16 protein-coding genes are annotated in these 17,366 nt (G+C 58.7%); 12 read left to right on the plus strand and 4 right to left on the minus strand.

The features are described 5' to 3' along the window. Positions 1-14: 14 nt before the first annotated feature. From selA to E2F51_RS07030, 3 genes are read left to right on the plus strand one after another with little or no spacing between them, the layout of a single operon-like run. A complete protein-coding gene (gene selA, locus E2F51_RS07020) occupies positions 15-1,394 on the plus strand; it encodes an L-seryl-tRNA(Sec) selenium transferase (protein WP_134823103.1) in 1,380 nt (459 codons plus the stop codon). After that, positions 1,391-3,226, plus strand: coding sequence for a selenocysteine-specific translation elongation factor (gene selB, locus E2F51_RS07025; protein WP_134823104.1), 1,836 nt, complete (start codon positions 1,391-1,393; stop codon positions 3,224-3,226). The genes selA and selB overlap by 4 nt, the downstream gene beginning before the upstream one ends. Further along, positions 3,226-3,891, plus strand: coding sequence for a DUF1345 domain-containing protein (locus E2F51_RS07030; RefSeq protein WP_013204542.1), 666 nt, complete (start codon positions 3,226-3,228; stop codon positions 3,889-3,891). The genes selB and E2F51_RS07030 overlap by 1 nt, the downstream gene beginning before the upstream one ends. Positions 3,892-3,901: 10 nt before the next feature. Here E2F51_RS07030 and E2F51_RS07035 read toward each other — a convergent pair whose 3' ends face one another. Then, entirely contained in the window at positions 3,902-5,845 is a 1,944-nt protein-coding gene (locus E2F51_RS07035; protein ID WP_209215535.1) for an autotransporter domain-containing protein, read from the minus strand. 204 nt (positions 5,846-6,049) lie between these two features. On the opposite strand from E2F51_RS07035, the gene E2F51_RS07040 reads away from it, so the two are divergent. The 7 genes from E2F51_RS07040 (at position 6,050) to ghrB (ending at position 12,911) form a co-directional block, all read left to right on the plus strand. After that, the gene (locus E2F51_RS07040) at positions 6,050-6,613 is read left to right on the plus strand and encodes a DNA-3-methyladenine glycosylase I (RefSeq protein ID WP_013204544.1); all 564 of its coding nucleotides are present in this window, start codon (positions 6,050-6,052) and stop codon (positions 6,611-6,613) included. 110 nt (positions 6,614-6,723) lie between these two features. Further along, positions 6,724-7,386 carry an OmpA family lipoprotein gene (locus tag E2F51_RS07045; protein ID WP_013204545.1) on the plus strand — a complete coding sequence of 221 codons (663 nt, stop codon included), beginning with the start codon at positions 6,724-6,726 and terminating at the stop codon, positions 7,384-7,386. A gap of 230 nt (positions 7,387-7,616) precedes the next feature. Beyond that, positions 7,617-8,651, plus strand: coding sequence for a LacI family DNA-binding transcriptional regulator (locus tag E2F51_RS07050; RefSeq protein ID WP_013204546.1), 1,035 nt, complete (start codon positions 7,617-7,619; stop codon positions 8,649-8,651). A gap of 160 nt (positions 8,652-8,811) precedes the next feature. Next, positions 8,812-9,549 (plus strand): sugar phosphate isomerase/epimerase, encoded by a 738-nt coding sequence (locus tag E2F51_RS07055; protein ID WP_245174180.1) that lies wholly within the window; start codon positions 8,812-8,814, stop codon positions 9,547-9,549. 3 nt (positions 9,550-9,552) lie between these two features. Continuing rightward, positions 9,553-10,506 carry a sugar kinase gene (locus tag E2F51_RS07060; protein WP_013204548.1) on the plus strand — a complete coding sequence of 318 codons (954 nt, stop codon included), beginning with the start codon at positions 9,553-9,555 and terminating at the stop codon, positions 10,504-10,506. A gap of 92 nt (positions 10,507-10,598) precedes the next feature. Further along, a complete protein-coding gene (locus E2F51_RS07065) occupies positions 10,599-11,885 on the plus strand; it encodes an MFS transporter (protein ID WP_053141095.1) in 1,287 nt (428 codons plus the stop codon). A gap of 51 nt (positions 11,886-11,936) precedes the next feature. Next, positions 11,937-12,911, plus strand: a complete 975-nt coding sequence (gene ghrB / locus E2F51_RS07070; RefSeq protein WP_134823106.1) for a glyoxylate/hydroxypyruvate reductase GhrB — start codon at positions 11,937-11,939, stop codon at positions 12,909-12,911. 64 nt (positions 12,912-12,975) lie between these two features. Here ghrB and kduD read toward each other — a convergent pair whose 3' ends face one another. Both kduD and E2F51_RS23800 read right to left on the minus strand, forming a co-directional pair. Further along, positions 12,976-13,737 carry a 2-dehydro-3-deoxy-D-gluconate 5-dehydrogenase KduD gene (gene kduD, locus E2F51_RS07075; RefSeq protein ID WP_134823107.1) on the minus strand — a complete coding sequence of 254 codons (762 nt, stop codon included), beginning with the start codon at positions 13,735-13,737 and terminating at the stop codon, positions 12,976-12,978. A gap of 303 nt (positions 13,738-14,040) precedes the next feature. Next, on the minus strand, positions 14,041-14,238 hold the full coding sequence (locus tag E2F51_RS23800; protein ID WP_162096470.1) for a hypothetical protein: 198 nt from the start codon (positions 14,236-14,238) through the stop codon (positions 14,041-14,043). Here E2F51_RS23800 and E2F51_RS07080 point away from each other — a divergent pair. Beyond that, positions 14,200-15,450 (plus strand): valine--pyruvate transaminase, encoded by a 1,251-nt coding sequence (locus tag E2F51_RS07080; RefSeq protein WP_105760536.1) that lies wholly within the window; start codon positions 14,200-14,202, stop codon positions 15,448-15,450. The two genes, E2F51_RS23800 and E2F51_RS07080, sit on opposite strands and share 39 nt — an antisense overlap. Positions 15,451-15,703: 253 nt before the next feature. Continuing rightward, positions 15,704-16,072, plus strand: a complete 369-nt coding sequence (locus E2F51_RS07085; protein WP_053141587.1) for a YceK/YidQ family lipoprotein — start codon at positions 15,704-15,706, stop codon at positions 16,070-16,072. 14 nt (positions 16,073-16,086) lie between these two features. Here the strand turns inward: E2F51_RS07085 and E2F51_RS07090 are convergent, their stop codons facing one another. Next, positions 16,087-17,355, minus strand: coding sequence for a DUF3748 domain-containing protein (locus E2F51_RS07090; RefSeq protein WP_134824835.1), 1,269 nt, complete (start codon positions 17,353-17,355; stop codon positions 16,087-16,089). Positions 17,356-17,366: the final 11 nt, after the last annotated feature.

Here is a 17,366-nt window from a genome sequence, read left to right on the forward strand (position 1 = left end):
ATTATACGGACGTAATGAAGACACTATTCAGTCAACTTCCCGCCATCGATAGCCTGCTTCGGGAGCCTGCCATGCAGGCTCTGCGCGTTCAGTATGGCCATCAGCAAACCACCGACACCCTGCGCGCCCTGCAACAGGAAGCCCGCGAGCAGATTCTGGCGCAGCAACAGCTTCCCGCCTGGTGCAGCGACTGGCCGCAGGCCGCCGCGGCTCGCCTGCAACGGCAACAGAGCACGGCGCTCAAGCCGGTGCTGAATCTCACCGGCACGGTGCTGCACACCAATCTGGGACGCGCATTGCTGTGTGAAGAGGCCGTTGCGGCGGTGACTCAGGTGATGCGCTCGGCGGTGACGCTGGAGTATGCGCTGGAAGAAGGCGAGCGTGGGCATCGCGACCGCGCGCTGGCTGAGCTGCTGTGCCAGCTGACCGGTGCGGAAGACGCCTGCATCGTCAATAACAATGCCGCCGCCGTGCTGCTGATGCTGGCCGCGCTGGCTCCCGGTAAAGAGGTAGTGGTCTCCCGCGGCGAACTGGTCGAAATCGGCGGCGCGTTCCGCATTCCCGACGTGATGAAGCAGGCGGGCTGCACGCTGACCGAAGTGGGCACCACCAACCGCACGCACCTGAAGGATTACCGCCAGGCGCTGACGGAAAACACCGCGCTGCTGATGAAGGTCCACACCAGTAATTATCAGATTGCCGGCTTTACCTGCTCGGTCGCCGAAAGCGAACTGGCGACGCTGGGCGAAGAGTGCGGTGTGCCGGTGATCGTCGACCTCGGCAGCGGCTCGCTGATTGACCTCAGCCAGTACGGCCTGCCGGCGGAACCGATGCCGCAGCAGCTGATTGCCGATGGCGTCAGCCTGGTGAGTTTTTCTGGCGACAAGCTGCTTGGCGGCCCGCAGGCCGGCATTATCGTCGGCAAGAAAGCGCTGATCGCCCGTCTTCAGCAACATCCGCTGAAGCGGGCGCTGCGGGTCGACAAAATGACGCTGGCTGCCCTTGAGGCCACGCTGCAGCGCTATCTGCAGCCGGAAACGCTGGCCGTTCAGCTCCCCACGCTGCGCCTGTTAACCCGCACGCCAGAATCGATTGCCCAACAGGCCGGGCGCCTGTTGCCGGTGCTGCGCCAGGCCTGTGGCGCGCATTTTTTGGTGGAGATCGCGCCCTGTTTATCGCAGATCGGCAGTGGATCGCTTCCCGTCGATCGTCTGCCCAGCTTTGCGCTGACCCTGACGCCGCACGACGGCTCCGGCAGCCGCCTGCAGCAGCTGGCCGCCGACTGGCGAAAGCGCGAGGTGCCGGTCACCGGACGTCTCTCCGCCGGAAAACTCTGGCTGGATCTGCGTTGCCTGGAAGATGAAGAACTGTTTATCAGGATGATTTCGTTATGATTATCGCCACTGCTGGTCACGTCGACCACGGTAAAACGGCGCTGCTGGAAGCGATCACCGGCGTGAATGCCGATCGCCTGCCGGAAGAGAAAAGCCGGGGAATGACCATTGACCTGGGCTACGCCTACTGGCCGCAGCCGGACGGTCGGGTAATCGGCTTTATCGATGTTCCCGGCCATGAAAAATTCCTCGCCAATATGCTGAGCGGCATCGGCGGACTGGATCGCGCGATGCTGGTGGTGGCCGCCGACGACGGCATCATGCCGCAAACCCTGGAACACCTGGCGATCCTCCAGCTCAGCGCGGTGCCGGCCCTGACCGTCGCCCTCACCAAGGCGGATACGGTTGACGAAGCCCGCCTGCAAACCCTCAGTGGCGACATCACCGCCCTGACGCACGACATGGGCTGGACGATCGATCTGTTTATCACCAGCACCCTGTCCGGGATGGGCGTTCCGGCACTGGCTGCGCACCTCAGCCAGCTTCCCGACAGGGAAAGAGCCGCAGGTAAAACCTTCCGTCTGGCCACCGACCGCGCGTTTAACGTCAAGGGCGCGGGCACCGTGGTGACCGGCACCGCGCTCAGCGGCACGGTGAAGGTCGGCGATAAGCTGTGGCTGACCGGCCTGAACAAAGCGGTGCGGGTTCGTGGCTTGCATGCGCAGAATCAACCGGTTGAACAGGCGTATGCCGGCCAGCGCATCGCCCTCAATCTGAGCGGCGGCGTGGAAAAAAGCGATATCTCACGCGGTGACTGGCTGCTGGAGTCACCGCCTGAAGCGGCTTTCGATCGCGTTATCGTCGAATTGAGCAGCCACCAGCCGTTGCGCCAGGGACAGCCGCTGCATCTGCATCATGCCGCCAGCCATATCACCGGCCGGATTTCACTGCTGGAAGGCGCGCTGGCGGAGCTGGTGCTGGATAAACCCCTGTGGCTGGCCGATAACGACCGGCTGATCCTGCGCGATATCAGCGCGCAACAGACGCTGGCGGGCGCCCGCGTGGTGCAGCTTACGCCGAGGCGGCGTGGCAAGCGTCAGCCAGACTATCTGCGCTGGTTACATCAGCTGGCACAGTCTGCTGAGGATCAGCAGGCGATTGCGCTGTACCTGAAAGCCCAGCCGTGCCGCCGAGAAGCACTAAGCTGGGCCCGGCAGTTAACGCCGGCGGCGTTGGCCGCCTGTGTGGCAAAGATTGCGCCGGTTGAGGCCGGCGACACTCTGCTGCTGAGCGACACGGCAGAAATGTGGCAGGAGCAGGTATTGCTGACGCTGGCGGAGTACCATCAGAATAACGGCGATCGGGCCGGTCTTGGCCGTGACCGGTTGCGCCGCATGGCGCTGCCCAACTTGCCTGACACCGTTGGCCTGGCGTTAATCGATCGCCTGTCGGCCAGCGGTAAACTCAGCAATAACCGGGGCTGGTTGCATCTTGACGGCTTCAGTATTCAGTTTGAGCCGGACGAAGCCGCGCTCTGGCAGCAGTGCGAGCCGCTGTTTGCCCATAACGCCTGGTGGGTCAGGGATCTGGCGACCACCCTTGCCGTGGACGAAGAACGTATGCGGCAGGTGCTGCGCAAGGCGGCCCAGGCCGGGTACATCACCGCGATTGTGAAAGACCGCTATTTCCTCAGCGAACAGATGAAGGCGCTGGCCGATATGATCCGCCAGCGTGATGCAGAAGGACACGCCACCAGCGCGGCGGATTTCCGCGACAGCCTTGGCGTGGGTCGCAAGCTTGCCGTACAGATTTTGGAGTTTTTCGACCGCAGCGGCTTTACCCGTCGCAAGGGCAACGACCATTTACTCAGGGATGCCGGGATGTTCCTTTAATGAAAACACTGCACGTTCTGAAGCACTACTATCACGCCCGTCCCCGCCTGCTGGTGGCCTTAGTGCTGGCCGTGGTGTGCTTTTTCTTTTTACCGGGGCAGCAGCCGCTGGTGCAGAGGCTGTTGGTCAGCTGGAACGTGCTCGCCTGGCTGTACCTGCTGTTCCTTTGGTGGCTGCTGTTAAGAACGCCAACCGATCGGATTGCCCATATCGCCCGCGAACAGGATGAAAGCGCCGGCACCGTGCTGGCCCTGGTGTGCCTGACCTGCCTGGTCAGCCTGCTGACCATTCTGTTTGAGCTGACCGCCGTCAAACATCTGCCGCAGGCGCAGCAGGCCGGCCATATTGCCCTGACCGCCGCCACGCTGGTGGTTTCCTGGTCGCTGTTGCCGACCGCCTTTGCCATGCACTATGCCCACCTGTATTACCAGCAAGAGGGGCAAGGCGAAAAAACGCTGCTGTTCCCCGAAAAACCCGAGCAGCCAGGCTACTGGGATTTTATTTACTACGCCTTCACCATCGCGGTGGCCGCGCAGACGGCGGATGTCTCCACCGGCAATACCCGGGTTCGCCGCATTACCACCCTGCAGGCGGTGTTATCGTTCTTGTTTAATCTGGCCATCCTGGGCCTGTCGATCAACGTCGCCGCAGGCTTGCTCAGCTGACCATTTAAATTCAGAAGCGTGCGCTGACCCCGAGGTTATACATAAACTGTTCCCCGGAACTCAGCCCGCCGGTCTGGGAAACGGAGGCAAAGGCCGCCACCGAATCCCCCAGCGGCATATGGGCACCGACGGTGACATCCACCCAGTTGCTGTCCTGCTCTGCCGTATCACGGGTGAACGAGGTTTGGGTGGATTTCAGTCCGCCGCCCGCCCGCCAGACGTTATCGCCAAACTGGTGGTTATAACTGACCTCCGCCCACGGGTTCAGCCAGCCCAGCTGGGAATCGACCCGCCAGCCCAGCGCACCAATCTGTGAGTGATAGTTCTGATCATCAAAGCGCATGGCGGTGCTGCTGTTGCCCTGCTCCTGATAGCAGTCCACCGAACTGTAATCCAGCGCGTATTGCGCTACCGGGCCGGTGGTCAGCAGCGTGCCGACCGGGAAGTCCCAGCCGGTGGTGACTCTCGCGCCGATCTGGGTGCCGTTGGTTTCACCGCTTTCGGTTCGCGTGGCGGGCCCCAGCGTCAGGCGACGCTTGATGCTGTCGTAACTGGCCGAGGCATAGTGCGCGTCGGTATTCACCCAGCCGTTATCGAAGAACGACAGCTCGCTGTAGGCCGAAATCAGCCAGCCGCGCATCTTATACTCATAATCTGGCGTCGGTTGCTGCGAGTCGTTAGAGCCGGAGACCAGCGCGCCCACCAGCAGCGTGTCGGTCAGCTTGTAGTCCACGCCCAGCGTCAGATTATGCGTGGTGGCATCGCCATCGCCGGCGGCGAGGTTGCCGGAATAGTCATTGTGTTGGCCAGCATAGCCGCCATACAAGCTGAACGCGCCCTGCGGATACTCGCCGTGGCGCTGCTGTTGCAGATGGCTGTCGAGGGTGGCGCGCGCATCGCGGGACATCGCCAGCGTCGCCTGATTCAGCGCCACCACCTGCGCAGGCGCGTCCAGCACCGACTGGATGTAATCGGCAATCAGCAAATGGGTGGCAGGACTGGGATGCAGACGGTCAGCAAACAGAAACGCCTGCTGGCTGGAGAAGCCCGGCGTTGAGGAGCTGCACAGCGCCGCAGACACGCCCGGCGGACAGGCCATGCCGGCGGTGTTACTCAGGCCATAATGCGCCGGATCGGCCAGCACTTCGTTAAACAGCCCGTTGATATCAACCCGGACAATGTTGCCACCCTGACGGGCCAGCTGCGCGTCTTCCTGTTGGTTATAGCTGTCGGTTAACGCACTGGCCTGCGCGCTGAGCGCTTGCCAGGCATCAAACAGCTGGTCGGCGATCGCATCCTGCAACACGCTGACCGTGGTGAGCTGTCCGGCCGCGGCGGTCAACGCCTGCTTGATCGCCTGGTTGCGGGCATCGGGATTAAGGGTAGTCTGACTGTTCAGCGAGGCAAACGCGGCGGTCAGCGCTGAATTAGCGACGGGTGCGAGGCCGGCCTGGATCACCGCCTCCAGCAGCGCCGGCGTGGCGCCAATATTGGGCACGGTGGGCACAATGACCGTGTTGGCGCCGGCGGTTAGCAGCGCATGAACCTGATTAGCCGCCGCGAACGCGCTGGTACTGACAATACCGTTCGCCGCCACGGGATTGAGGGCAGCGGCCGCCAGATCGTTACCGCCAACCCAGTGGACATACAGGCCATCCGCATCGGCCCGGCCCCCGTTGGCAGCGAGGTAAGTCTGCACCTGGTCGGCGGTATTATCGACCGGATTAAGCGCCGCCACCGCCACCGCATCACCGGCGGCGTAGTTGGTCCCGCCGCGATCGGAAGGGCGCAGAGATTGATTAATTTTGGCCGCCAGCACATCGTCGTACAGCGGATGCTGGCTGCCATCCCAGGTGTAACGGCCATTGTTGCCGCTGTCACTCAGGCTGTCGCCAGAGACATAAATCTGATCCCAGCCGAGGGCCGGGCTGCTTGCACAGAGATAACACGCCATCGACACTGCCCCAAAGGCCAGATAGCGTGTGCCATACCGTTTCTTTGACATGAAATGACTCCAGAAAAGAGCCTAAAATCGATAAGAGTGCGCGTATTATTGAATTTATTTACTGGTCAACCTGTCACTAACTATTGCCTGGAACGCGATAACGTCAAGGCAGCGGTGATTATTTTTCGGTCAACTTCATAAGGAAATTTAACCATGCAGCGATGCGGCTGGGTTTCACAGGATCCGATCTATCTTGCCTACCACGATACCGAGTGGGGCGTACCGATCACCGACGGCCGGGCGCTGTTCGAAATGCTCTGTCTGGAAGGGCAAATGGCCGGGTTGTCGTGGCTGACGGTGTTGAAAAAGCGCGAAAATTACCGCAACGCCTTCCATCAGTTCGATCCGCAGGCGGTGGCGCTGATGAATGAGGACGACATTGAACGCCTGATGCAGGACAGCGGCATTATTCGTCATCGCGGCAAAATCGCGGCAATTATTGCCAATGCCCGCGCGCTGCTGGCAATGGAAGCCCGGGGCGAACCGTTTAACACCTTTATCTGGGATTTTGTCGATAACGCGCCGCAAATTCACCGACATGCCGATTATCGCACCGCACCGACCTTTAGCCCGGTCTCTGATGCGCTTTCAAAGACCCTTAAAAAGAAAGGTTTTAAATTTGTTGGTACCACCACCTGTTATTCATTTATGCAGGCCTGCGGGCTGATTAACGATCATGTTACCGGCTGTTTTTGTCACCCGGATAACCTGAAGTAGCGTCTCTTTACACTTTAAGACCAAAGCACCGTTATTTTTTGGAAATTCCTCGGCATAATCGGCGTTTTACGGGCAAATTTGCCCGCCGTTGCAATTGAAAAGGAATCCCGATGAAGACGCGTTTTACGACTCTTGCTCTGGTTTTGAGCGGTACGATCGCCCTGTCAGCCTGTACGACGAATCCGTACACCGGCGAGCGCGAAGCAGGTAAGTCTGGTATTGGTGCTGGCCTTGGGGCGGCCGTGGGCGCGGGTGTCGGCATGCTGTCATCCTCGAAAAAGGACCGTGGTAAAGGCGCGCTGATTGGCGCAGCGGCCGGTGCGGCGCTCGGCGGTGGTGCGGGCTATTATATGGATGTGCAGGAAGCCAAGCTGCGTGACAAAATGAAGGGTACCGGCGTCAGTGTTACCCGTCAGGGCGACAATATCGTGCTGAATATGCCAAATAACGTCACCTTCGACAGCAGCAGCAGCACGCTGAAACCGGCGGGCGCCAACACCCTGACCGGCGTGGCGATGGTACTGAAAGAGTATCCAAAAACCGCGGTTAACGTGGCGGGCTACACCGACAGCACCGGCTCCCGTCAGCTGAACATGACCCTGTCGCAGCAGCGTGCGGACAGCGTCGGCAGCGCGCTGATCACCCAGGGCGTGGCCGCGAATCGCGTGCGCACCAGCGGGATGGGCCCGGATAATCCGGTCGCCTCTAACAGCACCGCTGAAGGCAAAGCGCAGAACCGTCGCGTGGAAATCACCCTCAGCCCGCTGCAGTAAGTTTGTCCGTGCCGGGCGGCGCGTTTAGCCCGGCAATTCCCCCTATTCCGTCAAGCCACTTCCCTTTCACAACTGCATTCCACGGGCCGAAGCGCAAAGATGGGCGCGCCGGCGCTTATGCTTTATGATGGCCCGATCCGCTTTCGGCAATTCCGGGCTATCTTAGGGTAACAAGGCCAGTACTGGCTGAAAGGTCGTTTTTCTTCACTGTGACAGTTTTAAGGATCGCTATGAACCGCAAGGCGGCACGAGCCACCATCAGCGACGTCGCTAAAGCGGCAAAGACCGGGAAGACCAGCGTCTCGCGTTATCTGAACGGCGAGCAGAACGTCCTGTCGGCGGATTTAAAGCAGCGGATTGAAACCGCCATTGCCGAGCTCAACTATCGCCCAAGCCAGATGGCGCGCGGGCTCAAGCGCGGCCGCACCCGCTTAATCGGCCTGATTATTGCCGATATCACCAATCCCTATTCGGTCGATGTGATGTGTGGCATTGAAGCTGCCTGCCGCGCGCAGGGCTTTACCTTGCTGATGTGTAACACCAACAACGAGGTCGATCAGGAGCAGCATTATCTCAACCTGCTGAGCAGTTATCAGGTCGAGGGGATTGTGGTGAATGCGGTGGGGATGCGCGAAGAAGCGCTGAACCAGCTTCAGCAATCCTTTTTGCCGATGGTGCTTATTGACCGAAAAATTCCTGATTTCCCCTGTGATGTGGTCGGTCTGAACAACGCTGAAGCGGCGACCGAGGTCACCACTCACCTGATCGGACAGGATTATCAGGCCATTCTGTTTGTGACCGAGCCGCTGGGCATGGTCAACACCCGCCACGAACGCCTGCGCGCCTTTCAACACACCATGGCACAGCACCCCGACCGCCTTGCCGAAAAAGCGGAAGTCGCCCTCACCGACAGCGCCGGCATGGATCGGGTTCTGCACGCCTTCTGGCAGCAGCACGGGGAAAAACGTTGCGCGGTGATGGTGGTTAACGGCGCATTGACGCTGCAGGTTGCCCGTTCGCTGAAGCGCCTTGGCCTCAACTGGGGTGAGCACATTGGCCTGCTGGGCTTTGATGAGCTGGAGTGGTCAGAGCTGGCCGGCGTCGGCATCACCACCTTTAAGCAGCCGACCTGGCAGATCGGCTATTCCGCGCTGGAACAGGTGATCCGCCGCATTGATGGCGACACCTCGCCACCGAATGACTGCGTGTTCTCCGGCGAGCTGATTGTTCGCGGATCGACGACCTTACTGCACAACAAAGCCTGATCCCCTCAGGCTTTTTCAGACCATTCCCGCCAAAATCCTGTTCACATCGTGAGCGCGATCATAAAACGACACTCTGCCCCTTTGCTTTGGAACCGGTTCCATTTAACGTTTTTATAACGCCAAGGCCATCCCGTGCCTGGAGGACCCGATGGAAAGATAAGTGATAGTCGTCACCGCGGCCTATGGTCGCGAAAAAATTGCCGCACTCGGCGGCCAGCAGGCGGTCGTGCCGATCGTCGCCGCAGCGGGTGCAGATGGCGTGGAGATCCGCCGTGAATTGTTCAGCGATAAAGAGCTGCAATCGCTGCCGGCACTCGGCAAAGCCATTGCCGATGCGCGCCTGACCGCCTTTTATTCGGTGCCGGAAGCGCTGTTTACCGAACAGGGTGAGCTTAATCCGCACCTCGATCGTCACCTGGTCGAAGCTGAGCAATTAAACGCCCAGCGACTAAAATATTCGCTGGGGCACTATCAATGTGGTTTTGACGCTTCCGCACTGCGCGAAAAGCTGGCAGGTCAGCCTGTCCAGCTGGTGGTTGAGAACGATCAGACCGATTGCGGCACGCTGGCTGCGCTTGAGGACTATGCCCGGGACGGTGGCGACGCCCGCGCCGACAGCGGGTTGACCTTCGATATGGGCAACTGGCTGTGGGTGGGCGATGAGCCCATCGCCGCGGCCCAGCGCCTCAGCCCTTACGTCACGTATATCCCCGTTAAAGCCGCCGCGCGCAAAGGTCACGCCTGGCAGGCTGTGGCGTTGGATGATGCCGATAACCTGTGGCGCGAAACGCTGGCGCTGTTACCGCGCGAGGTGCCGCGCGGCATTGAATTCCCACTGGAAGGCGACGATCTGGTTGCCGTCACCCGCCACTACGTTGACCTGTTGAAAGAGGATTAAGCGATGAGTCTGCATAACAACGGCACGCTGGATGCGGTGACAATTGGTGAAGCGATGGCGATGTTTGTGGCCACCGAAGCCGGAGATTTGGCGGCGGCCGAACGCTTTGTGAAGCGTATTGCCGGTGCTGAGCTGAACGTGGCGATTGGCCTCGCCAGGCTCGGACTGAAGGTGGGCTGGGTCAGCCGCGTCGGTGACGACTCGTTTGGCCGCTTCACCTTGCAACAGCTGGAAAAAGAGGGCGTGGATCATCGCCAGGTGACCACCGATGCCCGTTACGCCACCGGTTTTCAGCTGAAATCAAAAGTGGATGACGGCTCAGATCCGCTGGTGGAATATTTCCGCAAGGGCTCCGCCGCCAGCCATCTGTCCGTCGATGACTTCAACCGCGACTATTTTGGCTCGGCGCGCCACCTGCATTTAAGCGGCGTGTCGGCGGCAATTTCGGCCTCCTCGCTGGCGCTGTCTAAACACGCCGCGCAGGAGATGAAGCAGATGGGCAAAACCATCTCTTTCGATCCGAATCTGCGCCCGGTGCTGTGGCCGAGCGAGCGGGAAATGGCCAAACAGCTGAACACGCTGGCCGGTTTTGCCGACTGGGTGCTGCCCGGTATCAGCGAAGGCAAAATACTCACCGGCTACGATCAACCGGAAGCCATTGCCGATTTTTACCTCGATATGGGCGTCAAAGCGGTGATTGTGAAAACCGGCTGCGACGGCGCCTGGTATAAAACCTCAGCGGGCGAAAAAGGCCAGGTCGAGGCAATCAAAACGGAGAAGGTCGTGGACACCGTCGGCGCAGGCGATGGCTTTGCCGTCGGGGTGATCAGCGCGTTACTGGAAGGAAAACCGTTGCCCGCAGCGATTCGTCGCGGCAACAAAATCGGCTCACTGGCGATTCAGGTGATCGGCGACAGCGAAGGGTTACCAACGCGCGCTGAACTGGGCGATTTCTAGCCCTTAGCCACTGCCAGAGCCGGCAACATAATGAAACCGCATCGTTTCCCTACAGGACAGAATGCGGTAAACCTCAAACAGAGGATCCACCTATGAACAAACAGAAAACAATCGCGCCTAAACGCTGGTGGTACATCATGCCCATCGTGTTTATCACCTACAGCTTGGCGTATCTGGACAGGGCAAACTTCAGCTTTGCCTCCGCTGCAGGGATAAACGACGATCTGGGGATCACCAAAGGCATGTCATCGCTGCTGGGCGCCCTGTTCTTCCTCGGCTACTTCTTCTTCCAGATCCCTGGCGCTATCTATGCCGAACGCCGCAGCGTGAAGAAGCTGGTGTTCGTCTGTTTGATTCTGTGGGGCGTCTGCGCGTCATTAACCGGCATGGTGAGCAACATTCCAATGCTGGCGGCGATTCGCTTTGTGCTCGGCGTGGTGGAAGCTGCAGTAATGCCCGCGATGCTGATTTATATCAGTAACTGGTTCACCAAATCCGAACGTTCACGCGCCAATACCTTCCTGATCCTCGGTAACCCGGTCACCGTGCTGTGGATGTCGGTGGTATCCGGCTATCTGATTGAAGCCTTCGGCTGGCGTGAGATGTTTATTTTCGAAGGGATCCCGGCGGTGATTTGGGCGGTTGCCTGGTGGTTTATGGTGCAGGATAAGCCTGCGCAGGCCAAATGGCTGAGCGACGATGAAAAAGCCGCGCTGCAGGCGCAGCTGCAAAAAGAGCAGGAAAATATCAAAGCGGTGCGCAATTACAGCGAAGCCTTTAAATCCCGCAACGTGATTATCCTGTGCGTTCAGTACTTTACCTGGAGCATTGGCGTGTACGGCTTCGTGCTGTGGTTACCGTCGATTCTGCGTAACGGCAACCAGATGGGCATGGTGGAAGCCGGCTGGCTGTCCGCCGTTCCTTACCTCGCCGCAACCATTGCGATGATTGTGGTCTCCTGGGCGTCGGATAAGTTACAAAACCGCAAATTGTTTGTCTGGCCGTTGCTGTTGATTGGCGCGCTGGCGTTTTTAGGGTCATATCTTGTAGGAGCCAATAATTTCTGGCTGTCGTTCACCCTGTTGGTGATTGCCGGTGCCGCGATGTATGCCCCTTACGGACCGTTCTTCGCCATTATTCCGGAGATGCTGCCGCGTAACGTGGCCGGTGGCGCCATGGCGCTGATCAATGCGATGGGTGCGCTGGGCTCATTCCTCGGTTCGTGGGTGGTCGGTTACCTGAACGGTGCCACCGGCAGCCCTTCAGCGTCGTATATCTTTATGGGAGGATCGCTGTTGATTTCAGTCTGGCTGACGTTGATTGTGAAGCCGGCGGAGAATAATCAGCCCCCGATGCCCCGCGGCGCTAAACACGCTTAAAAATGCAAAACGGGCCAGCTGGCCCGTTCCTCAATTTAAAAGGGAGACGAAATGAAACCTTCTGTGGTGCTGTATAAAAAATTACCGGACGATCTGCGCGCAAAGCTCGACGCCCATTTTACCGTCACCGAGATTAACGGCCTGACCCCAGAAAACCTGAGTCAGCACGCGGCGGCTTTTCAGCAGGCTGAAGGCATTCTGGGATCGGGAGGCAAGGTTGACGCCGACTTCCTGAGCAAAGCACCAAAGCTGCGTGCCGCCTCCAGCGTCTCGGTTGGCGTGGATAATTTCGATATCGCCGCCCTTAACGATCGCGGTGTGGTGCTGATGCACACGCCTACCGTGCTGACCGAAACCGTGGCCGATACCATGATGGCGCTGGTGCTGGCATCGGCCCGTCGCGTGACCGAAGTCGCCGAGCGGGTGAAAGCCGGTGAGTGGAAAAGCAATATTGGCGCGGACTGGTTCGGTATCGACGTTCACCACAAAAAGCTGGGTATTCTGGGCATGGGCCGCATCGGCCTGGCGCTGGCACAGCGCGCGCACCTCGGCTTCAGCATGCCGATCCTCTATAACGCGCGTAAGCATCATGAAGAAGCCGAACAGCGTTTTGATGCCACCTATTGCGACCTCGATACGCTGCTGAAAGAGTCTGATTTCCTGTGCATCAGCCTGCCGCTGACTGACGAAACCCATCACCTGATTGGCCGTGAGCAGCTGGCAAAAATGAAGTCCAGCGCGGTGCTGATCAATGCGGGTCGCGGTCCGGTGGTCGATGAGCAGGCGCTGATTGCCGCCCTGAAAGACGGCACCATCCACGCCGCAGGTCTGGATGTCTTTGAGCAGGAGCCGTTACCGGCAGACTCTCCGCTGCTGACGCTGCCAAACGTGGTGGCGCTGCCGCATATCGGTTCGGCGACCCATGAAACGCGTTATGGTATGGCCAGCGATGCGGGGGATAACCTGATTGCGGCGTTGACCGGCAAGGTAGAGAAAAACTGCGTGAACCCGCAGGTGATCAAATAAGCCGAGACGGGCTTAAAAGGAAGAACCAGGCCACCCATCCTGCCGGTGGCCTGGCGTTTACCCCTTAGCGTGCCAGCCAACCGCCATCGACCGCCAGCGTGTAGCCATGCACATAGTCTGAAGCGGGCGAGGCCAGAAACACTACCGGCCCTTTCATATCTTCAGGACGTCCCCAGCGGCTGGCCGGAATGCGGTCAACGATTTCACCGTTGCGCTTTTCATCCGCCCGCAGCTGCTGCGTATTGTTGGTCGCCATATAGCCCGGCGCAATCGCATTGACGTTGATGCCGTGCTTCGCCCACTCATTCGCCAACAGACGCGTCACGCCCATAACCGCGCTTTTCGACGCGGTGTAAGAAGGCACCCTGATCCCGCCCTGATAAGAGAGCATTGAGGCAATATTGACGATTTTGCCGCCGAGACCCTGCTTAATAAACTGTTTCGCCACCGTCTGGGACATAAAGAACACCGATTTAATGTTCAGGTTCATCACGTCGTCCCAGTCTTTTTCGCTGAAGTTGATCGCATCTTCGCGACGGATGATGCCGGCGTTATTGACCAGAATATCGACCCTGCCGAATTCGGCAACCGCGGTTTCTACCAGACCGGCAAGGCACTCAATCTGTCCCAGATCGGCGGTCAGGCTCAGAAAGCGACGACCCAGTCCTGCCACCATGCCGTGGGTTTCGGTGGGCTCGACAATATTAATGCCGACAATATCGCAGCCCGCCTCGGCCAGCCCAACGGCCATTCCCTGCCCCAGCCCGGTATCGCAGCCGGTGACGATGGCCACACGGCCCTGCAAGCTAAACATATTCAAACTCATGGTGATCTTCCTTTTCAGTGGCTAATTTAATTTTCACCCTTTTCTCTCAGGCGCGAATTAATCCCGCCGTATTCATCGGATTAGCCTGGAATAAAATTAAGAGAGGTATAACAGCGCGTGCGAAGCATCCCTGATGATTTATCGAGGGCACACTATAGCCAAAGAGAAACCCCGATAACCGTGATCGACGTCGAAATTAACGGGGATTGATACGTTATCTTCATAAAAACAAAACGCTGTTTCATTTATTATTAATGCGGCATGTTAATTACCGGTTAATTATTTAAAGGTAATGTTAAGGTATTATTTAATGGCAGCGACGACCAGCACAGGATGCCCCGGCCGCGCAAGGAAACCTGCTTTAACAAATGCTTTACCGTTTTCACGGAGGTGCGATTGCATCCCGCCTGGGCTGGCGTTAAGGTAAACCTCCACACGATCAGACAAAGTAGTTAACACGTTATGAGCTTTTCCGCCTTCGGTGACAAATTTACGCAACATTCAGGCATTACGCGCCTGATGGAAGATATGGGTGAAGGATTACGCACACCGGGAGCAGTGATGCTGGGCGGCGGCAATCCCGCGCAGATCCCCGCAATGAATGACTATTTCCAGCAGCTGCTGCAACAGATGCACGATGAAGGCAAGCTTGCCGAGGCGTTGTGCAACTATGATGGCCCGCGCGGAAAAACCACGCTGCTGGAGTCGCTTTCTACTCTGCTGCGCGAACAGCTTGGCTGGGAAATCAGCCCGAAAAATATCGCCCTCACCAACGGCAGCCAGAGCGCGTTCTTCTATCTGTTTAACCTGTACGCCGGCCGTCGCGCCGATGGCAGCAAAAAGCGGGTGCTGTTCCCGCTGGCACCGGAATACCTCGGCTATGCCGATGCCGGGCTGGATGAGGATCTGTTTGTCTCCACGCGTCCAAATATCGAGATGCTGCCGGAAGGCCAGTTTAAATATCACGTTGATTTTGAGCATCTCAACATCACCGATGACACCGGGCTAATCTGCGTCTCACGCCCGACCAATCCCACCGGCAACGTGATCACCGACGAAGAGCTGATGAAGCTCGATGTGCTGGCGCAACAGCATCAGATCCCGCTGCTGATTGATAATGCCTATGGCGTGCCTTTCCCCGGCATTATCTTTAGCGAAGCGCGACCGCTGTGGAACCCGAATATTATTCTGTGCATGAGCCTGTCGAAGCTCGGCCTGCCGGGCGCCCGCTGCGGCATTATCATTGCCGATGAGAAAGTGATCTCGGCCATCAGCAATATGAACGGCATTATCAGCCTGGCGCCCGGCAGTATTGGCCCGGCCATCGCCAATGAGATGATCCAGCGTGGCGATTTGCTGCGCTTGTCGGAAGAGGTGATCAAGCCGTTCTATCAGCAGCGGGTGACCGAAACGATTGCCGTCATTCGCCGCTATTTGTCGGAAGATCGCTGCCTGATCCATAAGCCTGAAGGGGCGATTTTCCTCTGGCTGTGGTTTAAAGATCTGCCCGTTTCAACCGAAGTGCTGTATCAGCGGCTGAAAAAGCGCGGCGTGTTGATGGTGCCCGGCCACTTCTTCTTCCCCGGTCTGGAGCAGGAATGGCCACATACGCATCAATGTATGCGCATGAACTATGTGCCGGACAACGACACTATCGAACGGGGAATTGCGATCCTCGCCGAAGAGATCGCGCGGGCGCATCAGGAAGGATAAAAAAGGGCCGCTGCTGCGGCCCTTGCTTTTACCAGGCTGAAAACTTCAGCATCCTGTATAAAGGCATTTGTGACGCCGACGGGGCTTTCAGGGCATCGAAACGCAAATTTTTTAACCATCTGCCGATGAATGTCATACACTCAGGGAAGAATTCGTCGCACCAGTGCATGAGTCGCCACAGAGCGGCCGGGAACTCCCTGCACATGACGATAACAATCAGGCCGGCGTTGCCGTGACTGAAGGGATGATGATGATGAAAGTGTTAAATAAATGCCGCTGTGCCGGTCTGCTTGCCTGCCTTTCTGTGGTCAGCACCACGGGATGCTCCAGCATAATGAGCCATGCCGGCCCGGATCAGGGGTACTATTCCGGCACACGTGCTGGCGCAGCGACCGTTGCAGACAGCAATAACGGCTGGGTGATGCGTCCGCTTGCTGCCCTCGACCTGCCGTTTTCAGCCGTAGTGGATACGATTTTGCTCCCGTGGGATTACTATCGTAGCGGCAAAGACCAGACGGCAAGCTCCCCGCGTGAACGCGTGCTGCAAAGCGAGCGGCAAAACCACACTAACGAAAGCCTCGCCACGGCGGCCCCAATGCCGAGCACCACGCCTCCTCAGTAACGGCGTCAGGCAAATTATTCCCCCACGCTGACCACAAACACCTGTTGCCAGCCGTTGACGTTGCGCAGGTAGGCCACATGCAATCCATCCGGCGAACAGACCACCGCATCCGCCAGTGGCGCGTCGTCCGTTCTTGCCGTCAGACGCTGCAGCTTGCCGCTCGCCACATGACATAGCATCACGCTGTTATCGTTGATCAGCGCCACTGTGCGCCCATTCGGATGCCAGCTGAAGGCGGACTGAATATCACTCTTCGCCTGGGTGACCTGCCGTGGCTCGCCGCCCGTTGGCGCAACCGTCCACAGCTGAACCACCCCCGCGTCATCTTTCATCAAAAAGGCAATGGCGCGCCCGTCAGGCGAACTGCGTAACCAGTGACGCGGCGCGGTTGCCAGGCCAGGATAAGCCCGTTGATGGGTGAAGGTCAGGCGGCGCTGGAAGACGTTTTCCGGCGGCGCAGGCAGGCTGGTTGGGGTTCCGGCCAGCGGCGCATCGCCCTCCAGCGCGTAATCGGCCATTTTCGCCGGCAGATCGACCAGAAACACCTCCGGCACCTTGTCGCCGTTTGCTGCCAGCGTGTCGCCAATAAAGGCCAGCGCCCAGCGCTGACGGTGACCATCATGTTTCAGATAGCCCTCTTCACCGACCCAGCCCTCTTCATATGCCCGGTTGATATCGTCACTGCCGGCCACCGGTGTTGAGGTGGTTTTGCTCACCAGTACGCAATAATGGCTGCCATCGTATTCGCGGGGATGCTGCTTCGGCGGGCACACCGCATGCAGCGGCACGGCAACGCCGACGTTACGTAAATCTTCGCCGTTGTGCAGCTCATGCATCAGATGATCGTTATAGGTAAAGCTGAGGCGCGAGCCGTCAGGGCTGAAGACATGCACGTGCGTGCCGCCCCGCAACGCGCCGGCGGTGAAAGGTGGCGTGATATCGCAGGCGTCCAGATTCTCCAGATGGCCGTGTTGAATAATGACGCCACGGCGATGGTGAAAATCATACTTCCACTGGCTGTCCGGGTGTTCCGGGCCGTGGATGCACACATAGCGCGGCGGTAAATCGGGGCTGGCGGTGACCACGCCGACATGCGCGCCGTCTTTGGCCTGATACAGCACTTCCGTCTGGCCGCTGAGGTTAACCCGCTCAACGGTCAGGCTGGTAAAGGTGGCGCCATTTGGCCGCACGTCATACACCAACCACTGGCTGTCTGCCGTCCAGATGTTGATGTTGGTGAGTTGGTGATTGCGTGGATCAAACGTCAGCTGTGTCTCTGTCATCATGCTTACCC

The sequence above is a fragment of the Erwinia sp. QL-Z3 genome (assembly GCF_004551645.1).
Taxonomy (GTDB): domain Bacteria; phylum Pseudomonadota; class Gammaproteobacteria; order Enterobacterales; family Enterobacteriaceae; genus Erwinia; species Erwinia billingiae.